This is a genomic window from Achromobacter sp. UMC46 (genome assembly GCF_014170335.1).
GTDB lineage: Bacteria > Pseudomonadota > Gammaproteobacteria > Burkholderiales > Burkholderiaceae_B > Achromobacter.
In genome coordinates, this window is record NZ_LZZS01000035.1 from 1 (window position 1) to 15,566 (window position 15,566).

General features: G+C 67.2%; 17 protein-coding genes. 5 read left to right on the forward strand and 12 right to left on the reverse strand.

What is annotated here, in order from left to right; genetic code table 11:
- A partial coding sequence (locus tag A9973_RS23880; protein ID WP_255469275.1) for a PhoH family protein occupies positions 1–1,414 on the forward strand: 1,414 nt, incomplete at its 5' end.
- A gap of 78 nt (positions 1,415–1,492) precedes the next feature.
- Here the strand turns inward: A9973_RS23880 and A9973_RS23885 are convergent.
- The 7 genes from A9973_RS23885 to A9973_RS23915 all read right to left on the reverse strand — a co-directional run bounded on the left by A9973_RS23885 (position 1,493) and on the right by A9973_RS23915 (position 6,919).
- Positions 1,493–1,624 carry an entericidin A/B family lipoprotein gene (locus A9973_RS23885; RefSeq protein WP_008164311.1) on the reverse strand — a complete coding sequence of 44 codons (132 nt, stop codon included), beginning with the start codon at positions 1,622–1,624 and terminating at the stop codon, positions 1,493–1,495.
- 41 nt (positions 1,625–1,665) lie between these two features.
- Positions 1,666–2,361 carry a fumarylacetoacetate hydrolase family protein gene (locus A9973_RS23890; protein WP_183016145.1) on the reverse strand — a complete coding sequence of 232 codons (696 nt, stop codon included), beginning with the start codon at positions 2,359–2,361 and terminating at the stop codon, positions 1,666–1,668.
- Positions 2,362–2,480: 119 nt separating this feature from the next.
- Entirely contained in the window at positions 2,481–2,783 is a 303-nt protein-coding gene (locus A9973_RS23895) for a Dabb family protein (protein WP_183016146.1), read from the reverse strand.
- Positions 2,783–4,660 carry an ABC transporter permease gene (locus A9973_RS23900; RefSeq protein WP_183016147.1) on the reverse strand — a complete coding sequence of 626 codons (1,878 nt, stop codon included), beginning with the start codon at positions 4,658–4,660 and terminating at the stop codon, positions 2,783–2,785. The genes A9973_RS23895 and A9973_RS23900 overlap by 1 nt, the downstream gene beginning before the upstream one ends.
- Positions 4,661–4,673: 13 nt before the next feature.
- Complete coding sequence (locus tag A9973_RS23905) at positions 4,674–5,366, reverse strand: ABC transporter ATP-binding protein (RefSeq protein ID WP_183016148.1); 693 nt, start codon at positions 5,364–5,366, stop codon at positions 4,674–4,676.
- Between the two features lies 1 nt (position 5,367).
- Positions 5,368–6,129, reverse strand: a complete 762-nt coding sequence (locus tag A9973_RS23910; protein ID WP_183016149.1) for an ABC transporter ATP-binding protein — start codon at positions 6,127–6,129, stop codon at positions 5,368–5,370.
- A 10-nt stretch (positions 6,130–6,139) separates the two neighbouring features.
- Positions 6,140–6,919, reverse strand: a complete 780-nt coding sequence (locus A9973_RS23915; RefSeq protein WP_183016150.1) for an SDR family NAD(P)-dependent oxidoreductase — start codon at positions 6,917–6,919, stop codon at positions 6,140–6,142.
- A gap of 175 nt (positions 6,920–7,094) precedes the next feature.
- Between A9973_RS23915 and A9973_RS23920 the strand changes: the two genes are divergently transcribed.
- The 4 genes from A9973_RS23920 to A9973_RS23935 all read left to right on the forward strand — a co-directional run bounded on the left by A9973_RS23920 (position 7,095) and on the right by A9973_RS23935 (position 10,399).
- Positions 7,095–7,493, forward strand: a complete 399-nt coding sequence (locus A9973_RS23920; protein ID WP_175177723.1) for a cupin domain-containing protein — start codon at positions 7,095–7,097, stop codon at positions 7,491–7,493.
- Positions 7,494–7,574: 81 nt separating this feature from the next.
- Complete coding sequence (locus tag A9973_RS23925) at positions 7,575–8,786, forward strand: ABC transporter substrate-binding protein (protein WP_183016151.1); 1,212 nt, start codon at positions 7,575–7,577, stop codon at positions 8,784–8,786.
- The gene (locus A9973_RS23930) at positions 8,786–9,547 is read left to right on the forward strand and encodes an SDR family NAD(P)-dependent oxidoreductase (protein ID WP_183016152.1); all 762 of its coding nucleotides are present in this window, start codon (positions 8,786–8,788) and stop codon (positions 9,545–9,547) included. The genes A9973_RS23925 and A9973_RS23930 overlap by 1 nt, the downstream gene beginning before the upstream one ends.
- 15 nt (positions 9,548–9,562) lie before the next feature.
- On the forward strand, positions 9,563–10,399 hold the full coding sequence (locus A9973_RS23935; protein WP_183016153.1) for an IclR family transcriptional regulator: 837 nt from the start codon (positions 9,563–9,565) through the stop codon (positions 10,397–10,399).
- Here the strand turns inward: A9973_RS23935 and ppa are convergent, their stop codons facing one another.
- The 5 genes from ppa to hemC are packed head-to-tail and all read right to left on the reverse strand — an operon-like array spanning position 10,400 to position 15,563.
- On the reverse strand, positions 10,400–10,930 hold the full coding sequence (ppa, locus tag A9973_RS23940) for an inorganic diphosphatase (RefSeq protein WP_183016154.1): 531 nt from the start codon (positions 10,928–10,930) through the stop codon (positions 10,400–10,402). It abuts the gene before it with no gap.
- A 32-nt stretch (positions 10,931–10,962) separates the two neighbouring features.
- Complete coding sequence (locus A9973_RS23945) at positions 10,963–12,579, reverse strand: heme biosynthesis HemY N-terminal domain-containing protein (protein WP_183016155.1); 1,617 nt, start codon at positions 12,577–12,579, stop codon at positions 10,963–10,965.
- A 5-nt stretch (positions 12,580–12,584) separates the two neighbouring features.
- Complete coding sequence (locus tag A9973_RS23950) at positions 12,585–13,778, reverse strand: uroporphyrinogen-III C-methyltransferase (protein ID WP_183016156.1); 1,194 nt, start codon at positions 13,776–13,778, stop codon at positions 12,585–12,587.
- Between the two features lie 37 nt (positions 13,779–13,815).
- The gene (locus tag A9973_RS23955; protein WP_183016157.1) at positions 13,816–14,616 is read right to left on the reverse strand and encodes a uroporphyrinogen-III synthase; all 801 of its coding nucleotides are present in this window, start codon (positions 14,614–14,616) and stop codon (positions 13,816–13,818) included.
- Positions 14,616–15,563, reverse strand: coding sequence for a hydroxymethylbilane synthase (hemC, locus tag A9973_RS23960; protein WP_183016158.1), 948 nt, complete (start codon positions 15,561–15,563; stop codon positions 14,616–14,618). The genes A9973_RS23955 and hemC overlap by 1 nt, the downstream gene beginning before the upstream one ends.
- Positions 15,564–15,566 lie beyond the last annotated feature (3 nt).

Sequence of the window (15,566 nt, forward strand, 5' to 3'; positions counted from 1 at the left end):
CTCCAAGCGCGGCAAGCCGCGTGCCCAGAACGCGCCGCGCAAGCTGTTCGTGCTGGACACCAACGTGCTGCTGCACGATCCCAGCTCGCTGTTCCGGTTCGAAGAGCACGACATCTTCCTGCCGATGATGACGCTGGAAGAACTGGACCACCAAAAGAAGGGCATGTCGGAAGTGGCGCGCAACGCGCGCCAGGTCAGCCGCTCGCTGGACGCGCTGGTGCAGGACACCACGCAGCTGGACGAAGGGCTGGAACTGGCCAAGCTGGGCAACAAGGACGCCACCGGACGCCTGATGTTCCAGACGACCGCCATCCACAGCACCCTGCCTTCCGACCTGCCGATGGGCAAGGCCGACAACCAGATCCTGGGCGTCGTCCGGGCCTTGCAGGAAAAGTACCCGCAGCGCGAAGTCGTGCTGGTGTCGAAAGACATCAACATGCGCCTGAAGGCGCGCGCGCTGGGCATGGCCGCCGAAGACTACTTCAACGACCACGTCCTGGAAGACTCGGACCTGATGTATTCGGGCGTGATGCAGCTGCCCGAAGACTTCTGGAACAAGCACGGCAAGGACGTGGAATCGTGGCAGCAAGGCGGCACCACCTTCTACCGCATCCACGGCCCGCTGTGCTCGCAGTTCGTCGTCAACCAGTTCGTCTACTTCGAAGGCCAGATGCCGCTGTACGCGCAAGTGCGCGAAGTCAGCGGCAAGATGGCGGTGCTGGCAACCCTGCGCGACTACACCCACGGCAAGAACAACGTCTGGGGCATCACGGCGCGCAACCGCGAGCAGAATTTCGCTATGAACCTGCTGATGAACCCGGAATGCGACTTCGTGTCGCTGCTGGGCCAGGCAGGCACGGGCAAGACGCTGCTGGCGCTGGCCGCGGGCATCACGCAGGTGCTGGAGACCAAGCGCTACACCGAGATCATCATGACGCGCGTCACGGTGCCCGTCGGTGAAGACATCGGTTTCCTGCCCGGCACGGAAGAAGAGAAGATGCTGCCGTGGATGGGCGCGCTGGAAGACAACCTGGACGTGCTGAACATGGGCGACGGCGAGGGCAACGGGGACTGGGGCCGCGCCGCCACCATGGACCTGATCCGTTCGCGCATCAAGGTGAAGTCGCTGAACTTCATGCGCGGCCGCACGTTCCTGAACAAGTACCTGATCATCGACGAAGCGCAGAACCTGACGCCCAAGCAGATGAAGACGCTGGTGACCCGCGCGGGCCCCGGCACCAAGGTGATCTGCCTGGGCAACGTCGCCCAGATCGATACGCCGTATCTGACCGAAGGCAGTTCGGGCCTGACGTTCGTCGTCGACCGCTTCAAGGGCTGGCCGCACTCGGGGCACGTCACGCTGCAGCGCGGCGAACGTTCCCGCCTGGCCGACTACGCGGGGGATGTGCTGTAGGGCATCCGCGGTCAAGTATGGAAAAAGCCCCTTGATCGCTCAAGGGGCTTTTTCTTGCCTGGGCAACGGGGCCGACGGTTACTTGTCGGCCGCGTTGGTGATGGCATTGCCGGCCCGCGACATGTCCTTGCCCATGCCGGCGACGGTATTGCAACCGGCGAGCACGAACCCGAACACGACAAAGGCGGTCAGCACGATCTTGCCGCGCATGCTGGAACTCCTGAACAAGATGAAAGAAAACGGTGCCGGAATCAGGCGATCTGCACGCGCAGTTCGCCCAGGCCTTCCACGCCGCCGGTGATCACATCGCCCTGCACGACCGCGCCCACGCCTTCGGGGGTGCCCGTGAAGATGATGTCGCCCGGCTGCAGTTCGAACAGACCCGACAGGTACGAGATGCTTTCCGGGATGTTCCACAGCATCTGCGAAATGTCGCTGGACTGCTTGCGCTGGCCGTTCACGTCCAGCCAGATCGCGCCCTTGTCCAGCGTGCCGACGACGCTGCGCGGGTGGATCGGGCCCATCGGGGCGGATTCGTCGAACGCTTTGCCGATTTCCCAGGGGCGGCCCTGCTTCTTCATTTCGCCCTGCAAGTCGCGGCGGGTCATGTCCAGGCCCAGCGCATAGCCCCACACGCAGTCATTGGCTTCTTCGACCGGGATATCGCGGCCGCCCTTGCCCAGCACCACGACCAGTTCCATCTCGTAGTGCAGGTTGGAGGTCTTGGGCGGATAGGCCATCTTGCCGGTTTCGCCGTCAGCCACGCTCAGCACGGCATCGGCCGGCTTGCAGAAGAAGAAGGGGTCTTCACGGCCCGTGAAACCCATTTCCTTGGCATGTTCGGCGTAATTGCGGCCGACGCAGTACACGCGGCGGACCGGAAAAAGCGCGGCGCTGCCGGCGACGGGGACCGCGACGGGCGGCTGGGGAGGTAGTACGTAGTCCATGAGCGATCAACCTATGACAAATACGTGAGGCGGGCAGCTTTATCCTGGGGCGGCCCGGATATCAAAAATCATCCGCGAGTTTATCGCTTTCCCGGGCGCAAGGCGCGCCCCTTGCGCGTTCAGGAAAACGTAGGGATATCCCCATCGAACACCACCAGGCGTTCGATGAAATCCGCCATGTAGGCCTTCATCTCCTGGTGCGCGGCGGACACCTGATAGCGGTCATGCGCCGCGCCGTCCGCGAAGGCGGCGACGACCGCATGGGTCAGACCGTCGGCGCGGGCGGCCTGGTTGGGCCGGAACGCGTACCCCGACACCCCGTCGCATTCCGCCAGGATCCGGTCGCAATACCCCGCTACCCGCCCATGGAAATCCGCATCGGCCGCGGCCGACAGTTGCAACATCACGACATGCAGGAACATCAGGACTCCTTTTTCACGCGGGTCGCGGCCAGCCAGGCGCGCGACACCAGCCCCATGATGCCGTCTCGCAACAGCAGCACGCACAAGACGAAGATCGCGCCCTGGACGATCAGCACCCAGGACCCCAGCGGCGCCAGGTAGTTCTGCAGCGACACGAAGGTGAGCGCTCCGGCCAGCGGCCCGAACACCGTGCCAATGCCGCCCAGCAACGCCATCAGCACGACCTCGCCGTTCGCATGCCAATGCACGTCGGTCAGCGAGGCCACGCCGAACACCAGCACCTTCAGCCCGCCCGCCAACCCGGCCACGGACGCCGACAGCGTGAAGGCGATCAGCTTGTAGCGCGACGTGGAATAGCCCAGCGACCGGGCGCGCTGCTCGTTGTCGCGCACCGAACGGATCACTTCGCCGAACGGCGAATTCAGCACGCGCAGCACGAAGGCGTAGCCCAGCGCGAACACGGCCAGCGTGAAGTAATACATCGGCATCACGCTTTCCAGGTCGAACAGGCCGAACAGCTTGCCGCGCGGCACGCTCTGCAGGCCGTCCTCGCCCCCCGTGAAGCCCACCTGCACCGCGATGAAATAGACCAGCTGCGACAGCGCCAGCGTGATCATCGCGAAGTAGATGCCCTGGCGGCGGATCGCGATGGCGCCGAACAGCAGACCCAGCAGGCCGCCCGTGACCACGCCGGCCAGCAGGCCGAGTTCCGGCGTGGCGCCGAACAGCTTCATGACGATGCCCGTGGCGTATGCCGCGGCGCCGAAGAATGCCGCATGGCCGAACGACAGCAGGCCCACATAGCCCACCAGCAGGTTGAACGCCGCCGCGAACAGGGCGAAGCACAGCACCTTCATCAGGAACGTGGGATAGACGAACCAGGGCGCGATCAGCGCCACCACCGCCAGCGCCGCCATCGACACGCGCATGGCGCGCCGGCTCAGTTGCACGGGCTGGCGCGTCGCTTCCGCGGCCAGCACGTTCTGCACCTGCAAGGGCTTGCCGAACAGCCCCGCCGGCTTGCACAGCAGCACCAGCACCATGATGATGAAGATCGCCAGGTTGGCGGCCTCGGGATAGAACACCTTGGTCAGGCCTTCGATGATGCCCAGCCCGAAGCCGCTGACGATGGCGCCCATGATCGAGCCCATGCCGCCAATGACCACCACCGCGAACACGACCACCACCAGGTTCGATCCCATCATCGGGCTGACCTGGTAGATGGGCGCCGCGATCACGCCGGCCACCGACGCCAGCGCCACCCCCAGCGCATAGGTCAGCGTGATCAGCAGCGGCACGTTGATGCCGAACGAGCGCACGATCGTGGGATTCTCCGTGGCCGCGCGCAGCATCGCGCCCACCCGCGTCTTCTCGATCAGCACCCAGACGGCCAGGCACAGCACCAGCGACACCGCCACGGCCCAGCCGCGGTACCAGGGCAGGAACATGAAGCCCAGGTTGACACCGCCGGTCAGCGCCTTGGGGATGATGTAGGGCAGGCCCGACACGCCGTAGGCCTGGCGCAGGCCGCCCTCGATCAGCAGGGCGATGCCGAAAGTCAGCAGCAGCCCGTACAGGTGGTCCATGCGGTACGTGCGCGAGATCAGCAGGCGCTCGGTCACGATGGCGAACACCGCCATGATGAGCGGCACCAGCACCAGCGCGGCCCAGTAGTTCATCCCCAGGTAGTTCAGCAGCATCCAGGCCAGGAACGCGCCCGCCGTGTACTGCGCGCCATGGGCGAAGTTGATGATGTTCAACAGGCCGAAGATCACCGCCAGGCCGATCGAGAGCAAGGCGTAGAACGACCCGTTGATCAGGCCAAGCAGCAGTTGGCCGAACAGCGCCGTGGACGGCACACCGAAAATTTCGAACACAGGCATTCTCCTCTCAGACGCCCAGGCGGCGTGCGATCCGGGCGGGATCGCGGCGCGCCTCATCCGCCGACAGCTGGTCGACCACGCAGCCGTGCTCCATGACGTAATGGCGGTCGGCCACCTTGGTCGCGAAGCGGAAGTTCTGCTCGACCAGCACGATGGTGAAGCCCCGCTCCTTCAAGGTGCGGATGGCCTGCCCGATCTGCTGCACGATGACGGGTGCCAGCCCTTCGGTGGGCTCGTCCAGCAGGATCAGCTGGGCCCCCGTGCGCAGGATGCGCGCAATGGCCAGCATCTGCTGCTCGCCGCCGGACAGGTTGCCGCCCGAGCTGGCGCTGCGTTCGCGCAAGTTCGGGAACAGCCTGTAGATCTCGTCCAGCGACATGCCGCCGGCGGCCAGGCGCGGCGGCAGCATCAGGTTTTCGGTCACGTTCAGGCTACGGAACACCGCGCGTTCCTCGGGGCAATACACCACGCCCAGGCGCGGAATGCGGTGCGGCGCCATGCCTACCGTTTCTTGCCCGTTCAACCGGATGGAACCGCGCCGCTTGTCAAGGATGCCCATGACGGCGCGCAGCGTCGTGGTCTTGCCCGCGCCGTTGCGGCCCAGGATGGTGACGAGTTCGCCCCGGTTCACGTCGATGTCCACGCCGTGCAGCACATGGGACTCGCCATACCAGGCGTTGAGGTCTTTGATCGACAGCATCTCAGTGCGCCTCCTCGTCGGAGCCCATGTAGGCGGTGATGACCCGCTCGTCGCGGGAGACGGCCGCGTAATCGCCCTGCGCCAGCACCGCGCCGCGCGCGAGCACGGTGATGGTGTCGGACAGGTCGGCCACCACTGACAGGTTGTGCTCGACCATGAGGATGCTGCGGTTCACCGACACGCGCCGGATCAGCGCGGCGATGCGGGCGACGTCTTCCTGGCCCAGCCCCGCCATGGGCTCGTCCAGCAGCATGACCTCGGGTTCCAGCGCCAGCGTCATGGCGATTTCCAGCGCGCGCTTGCGGCCGTAGGGCAGCAGCGCGGCAGTGCTGTCCGCCAGCGCCGCCAGGCCGACCGCGTCCAGCAATTCCATCGCGCGGCCGTTCAGGCGGTCGACGCTGCGCCGGCTGCGCCAGAAACGCAGGCCGTCGCCATGCTGGCGCATCAGGGCCACGCGCATGTTCTGCAACACGGTCAGGCCGAGGAAGACGGCGGAGATCTGGAACGAGCGGACGATGCCCAGCCGCGCGATCTGCTCCGGGGCCAGCGAGGTGATATCGCGCCCGCGGTAATGGATGACGCCTGCGTCGGGCGCCAGGAATTTGGTCAGCAGATTGAAGCAGGTGGTCTTGCCGGCGCCATTGGGGCCGATCAATGCGTGGATGGAGCCTTCTTGCAGGGCGAGGGTCACGCCGTCGACGGCATTGAAGCCGCCGAACCGCTTGACCAGCCCCTGCGCGGACAGAACCGCTTGGGTGCTCATGGCGGCGCTCCTACATGCGGGCCAACAGGCCGCCGTCGATCGCCAGGACATGCCCGTTGACGAACGACGCGCCCGGCGACGCCAGATACACCACAGCGGGCGCGATGTCTTCCGGCGCGGCCCAGCGCCCGGTCGGCACGGCGGTCGACAGGAACGACTGGAACTGCGGATTGTCCTGCAGCCCCTGCGTGAAATCCGTGCGGACGAAACCCGGCGCAAGCGCGTTGCAGGTCACGCCGCTGGCGCCGTATTCCACCGCCAGCGCCCGCGCGAACGCGGCGATGGCGCCCTTGGCGGTCGCGTAGGCGGCGATGTTCGGCATGGTCGCCTGCCCCGCCACGGACGACATCAGGATGATGCGCCCGAACCCGCGCTTGCCCATCCCGGGCAAGACGGCGCGGGCGCAATGGAACGCGCCGTTGACATGCACGTTCTGCAACGCCTGCCACTCGGCGGGGCTCATCTCCACCACAGGTTTGCGGTTTTGGTTGCCGGCGTTGCTGACCAGCACGTCGATGGCCAATCCCACGGCCTCCAGCCGGGCGACGGCGGCGGCGACCGCCTCGCCGTCGGCCACATCGAACGCGGCGCCGCGGGCCTTGATGCCGTCCTCCGCCAAGCGTGCGCAAGCGGCGTCGCAGGCCTCTGCCGACAGGTCGTTGACCACGACCTCCGCGCCCGCCATTCCCAGGCTCCGCGCGATGGCGAAGCCCAACCCCCTGGCGGCTCCCGTCACCAGCGCGACGCGCCCCGCCAGACCGAACGTCTGGTCCAGATAGTCGTGTTTCAAGCTTGTCTCCTTGTCTTATATGCACCGGATCTCTGGGTCCGGCCTGTATCGCCTTTGCTTTCTGGATGCAAAAACAAAGTTGACATCAATCTCAATATACGCGACTATTTTTAAACACTCAATAACAAGATTTTTACTTTATCTTCAATAACGAGTTACGGCTAGGAGACAAACCATGGCCCTCGAAACCCCCGGCTGCCCTGCGGCCAATGCGTTGCCGCCACTGGCCTCGCGCTTCCTGAAAGTCGCCGACCTGCCCTGGAAACCCACCCAGGTGGAAGGCATCGAGATGAAGGTGCTGATGCAGGACAAGGAGTCCGGCCTGCTCACCGCCCTCTTCCGCTGGCAGCCCGGCACCGAACTGCCGCTGCATGAACATGTGGAGGTCGAGCAGACCTTCGTGCTGGAGGGATCCATCGTGGATGCCGAAGGCGAAGTGTGCGCGGGCGACTACGTCTGGCGTCCGCGAGGCAACCAGCACGTGGCGCGCGCGCCCAACGGCGCGCTCGTACTGAGCTTTTTCCTGAAACCCAACCTGTTCATCGACGCCTACGCCGGCCAGACGCTGGAATAGGCCGGACCGCCGAATACCCCCGCGCGACCGCCCGGCACAGGGCGGCGCGCAACAGAACCAAGCCCCCGAGGAGACAACCCCATGAAGACCCGAATCAAGAACAGCCTTGCCGCCTGCGTGCTGGGCACCCTGTCCCTGTCCGCCCAGGCGCAGGTGTCGGACGATGTCGTGAAGATCGGCGTGCTGGGCGACCAGTCCGGCATGATGGCTGACCTGTCCGGCAAGTTCGGCGTGGAAGCCGTGAAGATGGCCGTCGAGGATTTCGGCGGCACCGTGCTGGGCAAGCCGATCGAAGTGATCTCGGCCGACCACCAGAACAAGGTCGACATCGGCGTGTCCATCGCCCGCCGCTGGTATGAGAACGACAAGGTGGACCTGATCCTGGACGTGCCCAACTCGGCCATCGCGCTGGCGGTCCAGGACCTGACCCGGCAAATGAAGCGCGTCGTGATCTTCACCAGCGCGGGGTCGGCGGACCTGACGGGCAAGGCTTGCTCGCCCAACGGCATGCACTGGACGTACGACACCTACGCCTATGCCACCGGCGTGGCCAACGGCGTGATGGATGACGGCGGCAAGAGCTGGTACTTCATCACGTCCGACTACGCCTTCGGCCATTCGCTGGAACGCGACGCGATGGCGGTGGTGAAGGCCCGCGGCGGCCAGGTCGTCGGCAGCGTGCGCCATCCCATCGCCAGCTCGGACTTCTCGTCGTTCCTGCTGCAGGCGCAGGCGTCCAAGGCGCAGGTGATCGGGCTGGCCAACGGCAGCGGCGACACCATCAACAGCATCAAGCAGGCGTTCGAATTCGGCATCATGGGCAGCAAGCAGCGCGTGGCCGCGCTCTTCATGAGCATCGTGGACGTGCGCAGCGTGGGCCTGGAATACGCCCAGGGCCTGAACCTGGTCGAGCCCTTCTACTGGGATCAGGACGACAAGGCGCGCCAGTGGTCCGAACGCTACTTCAAGCGCACCGGCCGCATGCCCTCGATGGTGCAGGCCAGCAACTACAGCGCCGCCATGCATTATCTGAACGCCGTGAAGGCAGCAGGCACCGACGGATCCGAGGCCGTGCTGAAGAAAATGCACGAGACGCCCATCAATGACTTCATGACGGAAAACGGCCGCATCCGCGAAGACGGCCGGGTCATGCGCGACCTGTACCTGTTCCAGGTGAAGAAGCCGTCCGAGTCCAAGCGCGAATGGGACTACTACAACCTGGTGCGCAAGATCCCGGCCGAGCAGGCCTTCCGCCCGCTCAAGGACGGCGGCTGCGCGCTGGTGAAGTCGTGATGGACGGCGCGCTTGGCCTCTTGGCCGGCAAGCGCGCCGTTGTCACGGGGGGCGCCAACCCCCGTGGCATCGGCGCGGCCGTCGTTGACCTGTTCCTGGCGCAAGGCGCCACCGTGGCGGTTCTGGACCAGGCCTATCCCGAGCGCGCCGGCGCCGGCTTGGCCGAAGGCCGCGTGGAGCTGCATTGCGACGTGTCGCGGGCCGCCTCCTGCGAAGCCGCCGTGGCGCACGCGGCGCAAGCGCTGGGCGGCGTCGACATCCTGGTCAACAACGCGGGCATCGTCGCCGCGACCCGCATCTGGGACCTGGCCGAAGACGAATTCCGCCGCATGATCGACGTGAACCTCACCGGCACCTACAACATCACGCACGCGGCCTTGCCGGCCCTGCTGGAAAGCACGCGGCGCCCCGCCATCGTGAACCTGGGCTCCACTGCCGCCCTGCGCGGCGGCGGCCTGCTGGGCGGGTCGCACTACGCGGCTTCCAAGGGCGGGGTCATCAGTTTCACCAAGGCGCTGGCGCGCGAACTCGGCCCGCGCGGCGTGCGCGCCAATTGCGTGGCGCCGGGCATCATCGAAACCGATATGACGCTCGGCAAATTCGGCGAAAATTGGGAACAAGAACTCAAACAGGGCATTCCGCTGCAACGCTTCGGCCTACCCGCCGACGTCGCGCAGGCCATCCTCTTCCTGGCCTCGGACCTGTCCTCCTACTCAACCGGCATCGTGGTCGACGTCAACGGCGGCTTCCACATTCACTAGGCGTTCCCACAAGCAATGAGCACTCCCGACCGCATGCTGTCCATCCTCGACCTCTTTCGCGACGGCACCACCGCCGCGTTCCAGGAAGACGTCATGGCGCATCTGGAGTGTTCGCGCGCCACCGCCTACCGCTACTTGAAATCGCTGACCGAAAGCGGCCTGCTGGCGCCTACCGCCGGCGGCGCCTATGTGCTGGGGTCGCGCATCATCGAGCTCGACCGGCACCTGCGCCAGCACGATCCGCTGATGCGCGCCGCGCGCGAGGTCATGCGCGCGACAGGCGACGAGCTTCACGCCAACCTGATGCTGTGCAGCTATTACGGCGACAAGGTCCTGTGCGTGGACCGCTACTGGACCGACCACTCCATCGAATCCAGCTATGCGCGCGGCCGGCCCTTCCCGATGTTCCGCGGTGCCACCGCCAAGCCCATCCTGGCCAACCTGCCGCCCTACCAGCTGCGCAACCTGATGCTGTGGCATGCAGCCGAAATCCGCGAAGCCGGGCTGGGGGACGACTGGGACGCGTTCCGGGCGAATCTGAAGCGGCTGCGCACGGCGGGCGTGTGCGTCTCGCATGGCGAAGTCGACCGCGGCCTGATGGGGATCGGCGCGGCGATCTTCAGCGCCGAACAGAAGGTAGTGGGCAGCCTGGTATTCATTGCTTCGGAAGCGCACACCCCGCCCGACCGCCTGGACATCCTGCAGGCGCGCATCCAGGTCGCGGCGGCCGAGGTGTCGCGGAACCTGCAGGCCCCGCAAAGCAACGGCGCGGCGGCGATCGGCATCATGCCGTCGCGGCCGCGCCGCATCAGAGCGCCGGCCGGTGCAGCACCGGCGCGGCCCAAGGCCTGATCAGGCCTTGTTGTAGCGTTCCACGCTGCTCACGATTTCCTGGTGGGCGGCATCGACGCCCTTCCAGCCCTTGACCTTGACCCACTTGCCCTTCTCCAGATCCTTGTAGTGCTCGAAGAAGTGCTGGATGCGCGCGACGTCTTCGGTCGGCAGATCTTCATAGGACTTGATGTTGCGGTACGGGGGGTACAGCTTTTCGATCGGCACGGCCAGCAGCTTGGCGTCGCCGCCCGACTCGTCGTCCATTTCCAGCACGCCGATTGCGCGGCAGCGCACGACGGCGCCGATCTGGATCGGGAACGGGGTCAGCACCAGCACGTCGGCGGGGTCGCCGTCGTCGGACAGGGTCTGGGGGATGTAGCCGTAGTTGCACGGGTAGTGCATGGCGGTCAGCATGAAGCGGTCAACGAAAATCGCACCCGACTCTTTGTCGACCTCGTACTTGACCGGGTCGGCGTTCATGGGGATTTCGATGATGACGTTGAAGTCTTCCGGCAGCTTCTTGCCAGGGGAGACGCGATCAAGACTCATGATTCAACCTTGTTGTTTGTCTGAAGAAATGTTCAAAGCGAGCCGTCGTCCTTGAACGGCGGCTTGGTGGCCGGCACCGGCGCCGCGGCAGGCGCGGCGGGTGCGGCGGGCTTGGGGCTGGCCGGCGAGTACGTCGGCACGGGTTCGTCGAAAGCCGCCGCCGGGATCGGGGCGCTGTCGAAGTACTCGTCGATGTCGGACGTGCCGCCAGCCAGCGGCGCGTCTTCCGGCGCCAGCGCGCGGGCGCGCTGGTCCTTGTTGACGCGCGCATCCGGATCCAGCACGAAGTCGGAGGCCGACGCGGCCACCGACGGCGGCAGCGCCGGGTAGTCGCCGCCGTTCTCGGCATCGCCGTCGGCGTCCGACAAGCCCACCGCGTAGCCGCCTTCGGCGTCCACGCGGTAAGGGTCCGAACCCGTGTCCGCGGCAGGCAGCGCGGCATCCGCGGCCAGCACCGGCAGCGCCATGCTGGCCGCCGTGGCCAGGCGCCAGTGGCGCACGGCATCGGCCGGACGGTCCAGGCGGTCGTACAGGCTGCCCAACAGCGCATGCGTCCGCGCATCGCTGCGGCGGCTGAGGCTGCGCAGCAGATAGCGTTCGGCCTGGCCCCACAACTGGCCGTTCAGGCACAGCATGCCCAGCGCGGTCAGCAGATCGGGATCCGTGGGACGCTGCTGCAGCCAGGTCTCGGCCTTCGCCAGCCGGCGCGACACCTGTTCGGCTTCGCAGCGAGCATAGGCAGCTACCAGCGTCGGATTGAACTTCACGGCCACGGCGGCTTCCAGCACGCGGGCCGCTTCGTTGGCTTCGCCGGCCGCTTCGAAAGCGGCCGCGCCCGCCAGCGCGATATCGGGCAGCAGGCGTTCTTCGGCCTTCAAGTCTTTCCAGATGGCGCGCCAGGCGTCGCTATTGGCCGCCGCGCGCAGACGCGCCGCGCCGGAAGCGTCGATCAGCTGATCGGCTTCGTTGCGGGCCAGCGCATTGCGGCGCACCAGGCCGCGGGCCAGCGTGAAGACTTGTTCGTCGTGGTGCAGCGCGGTGTGTGCGCGCAACAACAGACGCATGGTGTGCAGATGGCGGGCGCCGCCATCTGCCAACGGCGCCAGCACCGCCAGCGCGCGCTCGGCGCGGCCTTGGTCCAGCAGCATGTCGGCCGAGACCGTGGCCGTGGCTTCCACCAGGCCCGGCTCGGTGCCGGCGTGTTCCTGAGCGGTCGCCAGCAGACGATCGCGGCGGTCGAATTCACCCAGGCCATGCGCGGCGCGCGCGGCGGACAGGGCGGCCAACACGCGGCGGGTCTGGACCTTGGTCTGCTCAAGCAGCTTGGTCAGGTCCTTTTCGGCGTGGGTATAGCGGCCTTCCAGCAGGCCGATCCAGCCGCGTTCCAGCAATTCGTGGTCGCGCGCCTGGGCGCGTTTGCCGCGCCACACGCGGACGCGGTCGGGAATGGCCAGCAGCCATGCCAGCAGGCGCAGGCCGATGTACAGCGCGATGAAGGCCGCGACGATCAGCAGCACGGCCAGCGTCAACGACATCCCGATGCGCCACGGCCAGACCAGCAACAGCACGTTGCCGGAATGGGAACGCAGCACCACCGCCAGGGCGACGGCAATGACGGCAAGCAGCAGAGTCCAGAACCAGGTACGCATAAGGCTCAGTCCTGCCCGCTAGTCTTGAAACCCGCGGCGCGCAAGGCGGCCACGGCGTTCAGGCTGTCGGCCACTTCCGGCATGCGCACGGCGATGTCGGTCTGCGCCAGTTCGCGTGCCAGCGTCTGGGCGGCGACGGTGTCGGGGGAGCGGTTGTCGAAGTACTTGGCGAGCGTGACGCCGACGTTGTCGAGCTCGCTCTTCCAAACGGCCGGCTGGCGCATCAACATGGCCAGTTGCACGGTCAGCAGGCGCTGGCGCAGCGTGCCGCGCACCTGGTCGGCCTGTTCGGGCGACAGCAGCAAGGCGGCAGGTTCGTCCACGCGCTGGATCGTGATCAGGCCGCCCAGTTCCTGCGCCAGCGCGGAACCCGCGCGGCCAGGCCAGGAGACCACTTCGGCGCGCCAGCGCTGCCACCACGGGGCATCGGCCGGCAGGCCGGCCAGTGGATCGACCGCTGGCGCGGGCGCCACGGCCGGGCGGCTTTCGCCGGCGGCGACCACGCCCGGGGCGATGTTGTCGGGCACCAGCAAGGGGGCCTTGCCGACCAGCGACACCAATCGTTCGATGCGGGCCGATTGCGCCGGGATGTCAACCGTGGAGACGGCGCGCAAGCGGTCCAGGTCACCGTTGATCGCCTGTTGCAGGCTGGAGAAGCGGGGGCGGTCGGCGCGGGCCAGGCGCGATTGCGCGGTTTCCAGCGCCACGATCGCATTGGACACGTTGCCGGCCAGGCGCAACTGCTGGTTGGCGATGGTCAGCAGGCGTTCGATGTCGTTGGCCAGCAGTTCGTCGCTGGCGCTGTCGTTGAAGTTCTGCCAGGCCAGTTGCAGCGCGCTGTATTGGCTTTGCGCTTCACGCACAGTGTCTTCGAGCTCGCCCACGCGGCCGGCCTGGGCTTGCGCCAAGGCCAGGGCTTCGCGCGTGTCCTTGCGGGCTTGCGCCACGTCGGCCGTCAGCGTGTCGATACGCGACGCGACCTCGCGCCCGGCGGACACGAACTGCGTGCGCTGCTTCCACAGCGCGTAACCCAGGCCGACGGCCAGCAGGATGACGATTATCAGGGCGGTGACCAATGGGCCACTGCCGCGCTTGGCCGGACGGGCCTTGACGGAATCGGCCGGGGCCGATGCGGGCGCGCTTGCGCCCGGGGCGGCCGAGGGAACGGCCGGATCGGTAGCGGGAGTCTTGTCTGTCATGACGCGATTGTATTCGGTGTCTGTCCGATGCAACGAATCAAGCAGCAACAAAAGCCTGGAAAATCGACTCGTCGTTGGGCAAGCAGATTTTTACCATTGCTGAGGGTTCGCCATCATGACAGCCCGCCGGCACGCGTCGCGCCAGCGAGGGGTGCGTCAGCACGAAGCGGCACTGGCCCCACCAGGGGGCCAGCCCTGCGGCGTCCAGGGCCGCGCGCACGGCGTCCGCGCCCTCCCCGCTGGTGATGAGCCAAGTGGCGCTGACGCCGGCATCCGCCCAACGCCGCAGCGCCGCCCGTTGCGCCGCGTCCCAGCTTGCCGGATGGCGCCGATAGGCCGCGTGGCGCGTGACGGCCACGCCGTGCGCCTCAAGCCGGTCGCCCAGCCAGTCGCGGCCCTGGGTGCCGCGCACCAGCAGCACGCGGGCCGGCAGCCGCGGCAGGCCGCAAAGCACATTCCACAGGGCTTCGGAGTCGTGGCTGGGCGCAGCCTCGCCAGGATGCAGGACTGTTGTATTCGCGCCAAAGCCCGGGGATTCGCGCAGGCCTTGGGCGCTGGCCGGCCCGACCGTGGCGGCGACCGTGCCCGCCGGCCAGGCGGACGGACCGTCGGCGCGGGCCAACTGGTCGAGGTATTGCTTGCCCGCATTGCCGCTGACGAACACGACCATGTCGAAGTCCGCCGGCCGCGGCAGGTCCGCCGCGGCGACGTCCAGCGGGTGGATTTCAAGAGCCGGCAGGATGCAGGCGGACCAGCCGGCGTCGGTCAGACGGCCGGCCAGCGCCTCGTTCCGGCCCGCGGGCCGTGTCAGGACAGCGACGCGCGGCGGCGTGGACATCAGTCCGGCCGGGCGTCGTCTTGCAGCAGTTCCTGGAGGATGGCGGCGGCCCCGGCATCCAACAGCTCTTGTGCGGCGGCGATACCCAGCGCTTCGGCGCCGTCCACCGGGCCGCTGCGGGTCGCGTGGACCATGCGCGTGCCGTCGGGCGATGCCACCAGCGCGCGCAGCGACAGCGTGTCGCCCGAGATCTCGGCGAATGCCGCCAGCGGCACCTGGCACGAACCGCCCAGCTTGCGGGACACGGCCCGCTCAGCCAGCACACAGGACGTGGTGGCGGCGCTGATCAGCGGCGCCAGCCACGCGCGCATGTCGTCGCGGTCGTCACGGATTTCGATGCCCAGCGCGCCCTGCCCGGCTGCCGGCAGGCTGTCGGCCGGGTCCAGCAGGCTGCTGATGCGCCCGCCCAGCCCCAGGCGTTCCAGCCCGGCGGCCGCCAGCACGATGGCGTCGTATTCGCCCTTGTCCAGCTTGCCCAGGCGCGTGTCCAGGTTGCCGCGCAGCGGCTTGACCACCAGGGCCGGGTAGCGCGCGCGGATCTGCGATTCGCGGCGCAGGCTGGACGTACCCACGACTGCGCCCGCCGGCAGGTCTGCCAGCGTCGCATAGCGATTGGACACGAAGGCATCGCGCGGATCCGCGCGATCAAGGACGGCGCAAAGCTCGAACGGGGCTTGCAGATCCACCGGCACGTCCTTCAAGGAGTGCACGGCCAGATCGGCGCGCCCGTCGAGCAGCGCGTTTTCGAGTTCCTTGACGAACAGTCCTTTACCGCCCACCTTGGAAAGGGTGCGGTCGAGGATCTGGTCGCCCCGGGTCGTCAGGGTAAGAAGCTCAACCGCGCACGCCGGGTACAGCGTGCGCAGCCGGTCGCGCACATGCTCGGCTTGCCACAGGGCAAGCCGGCTGGCGCGGGTCGCGATGACCAGGCGTTGCGGAAGAGACACGAG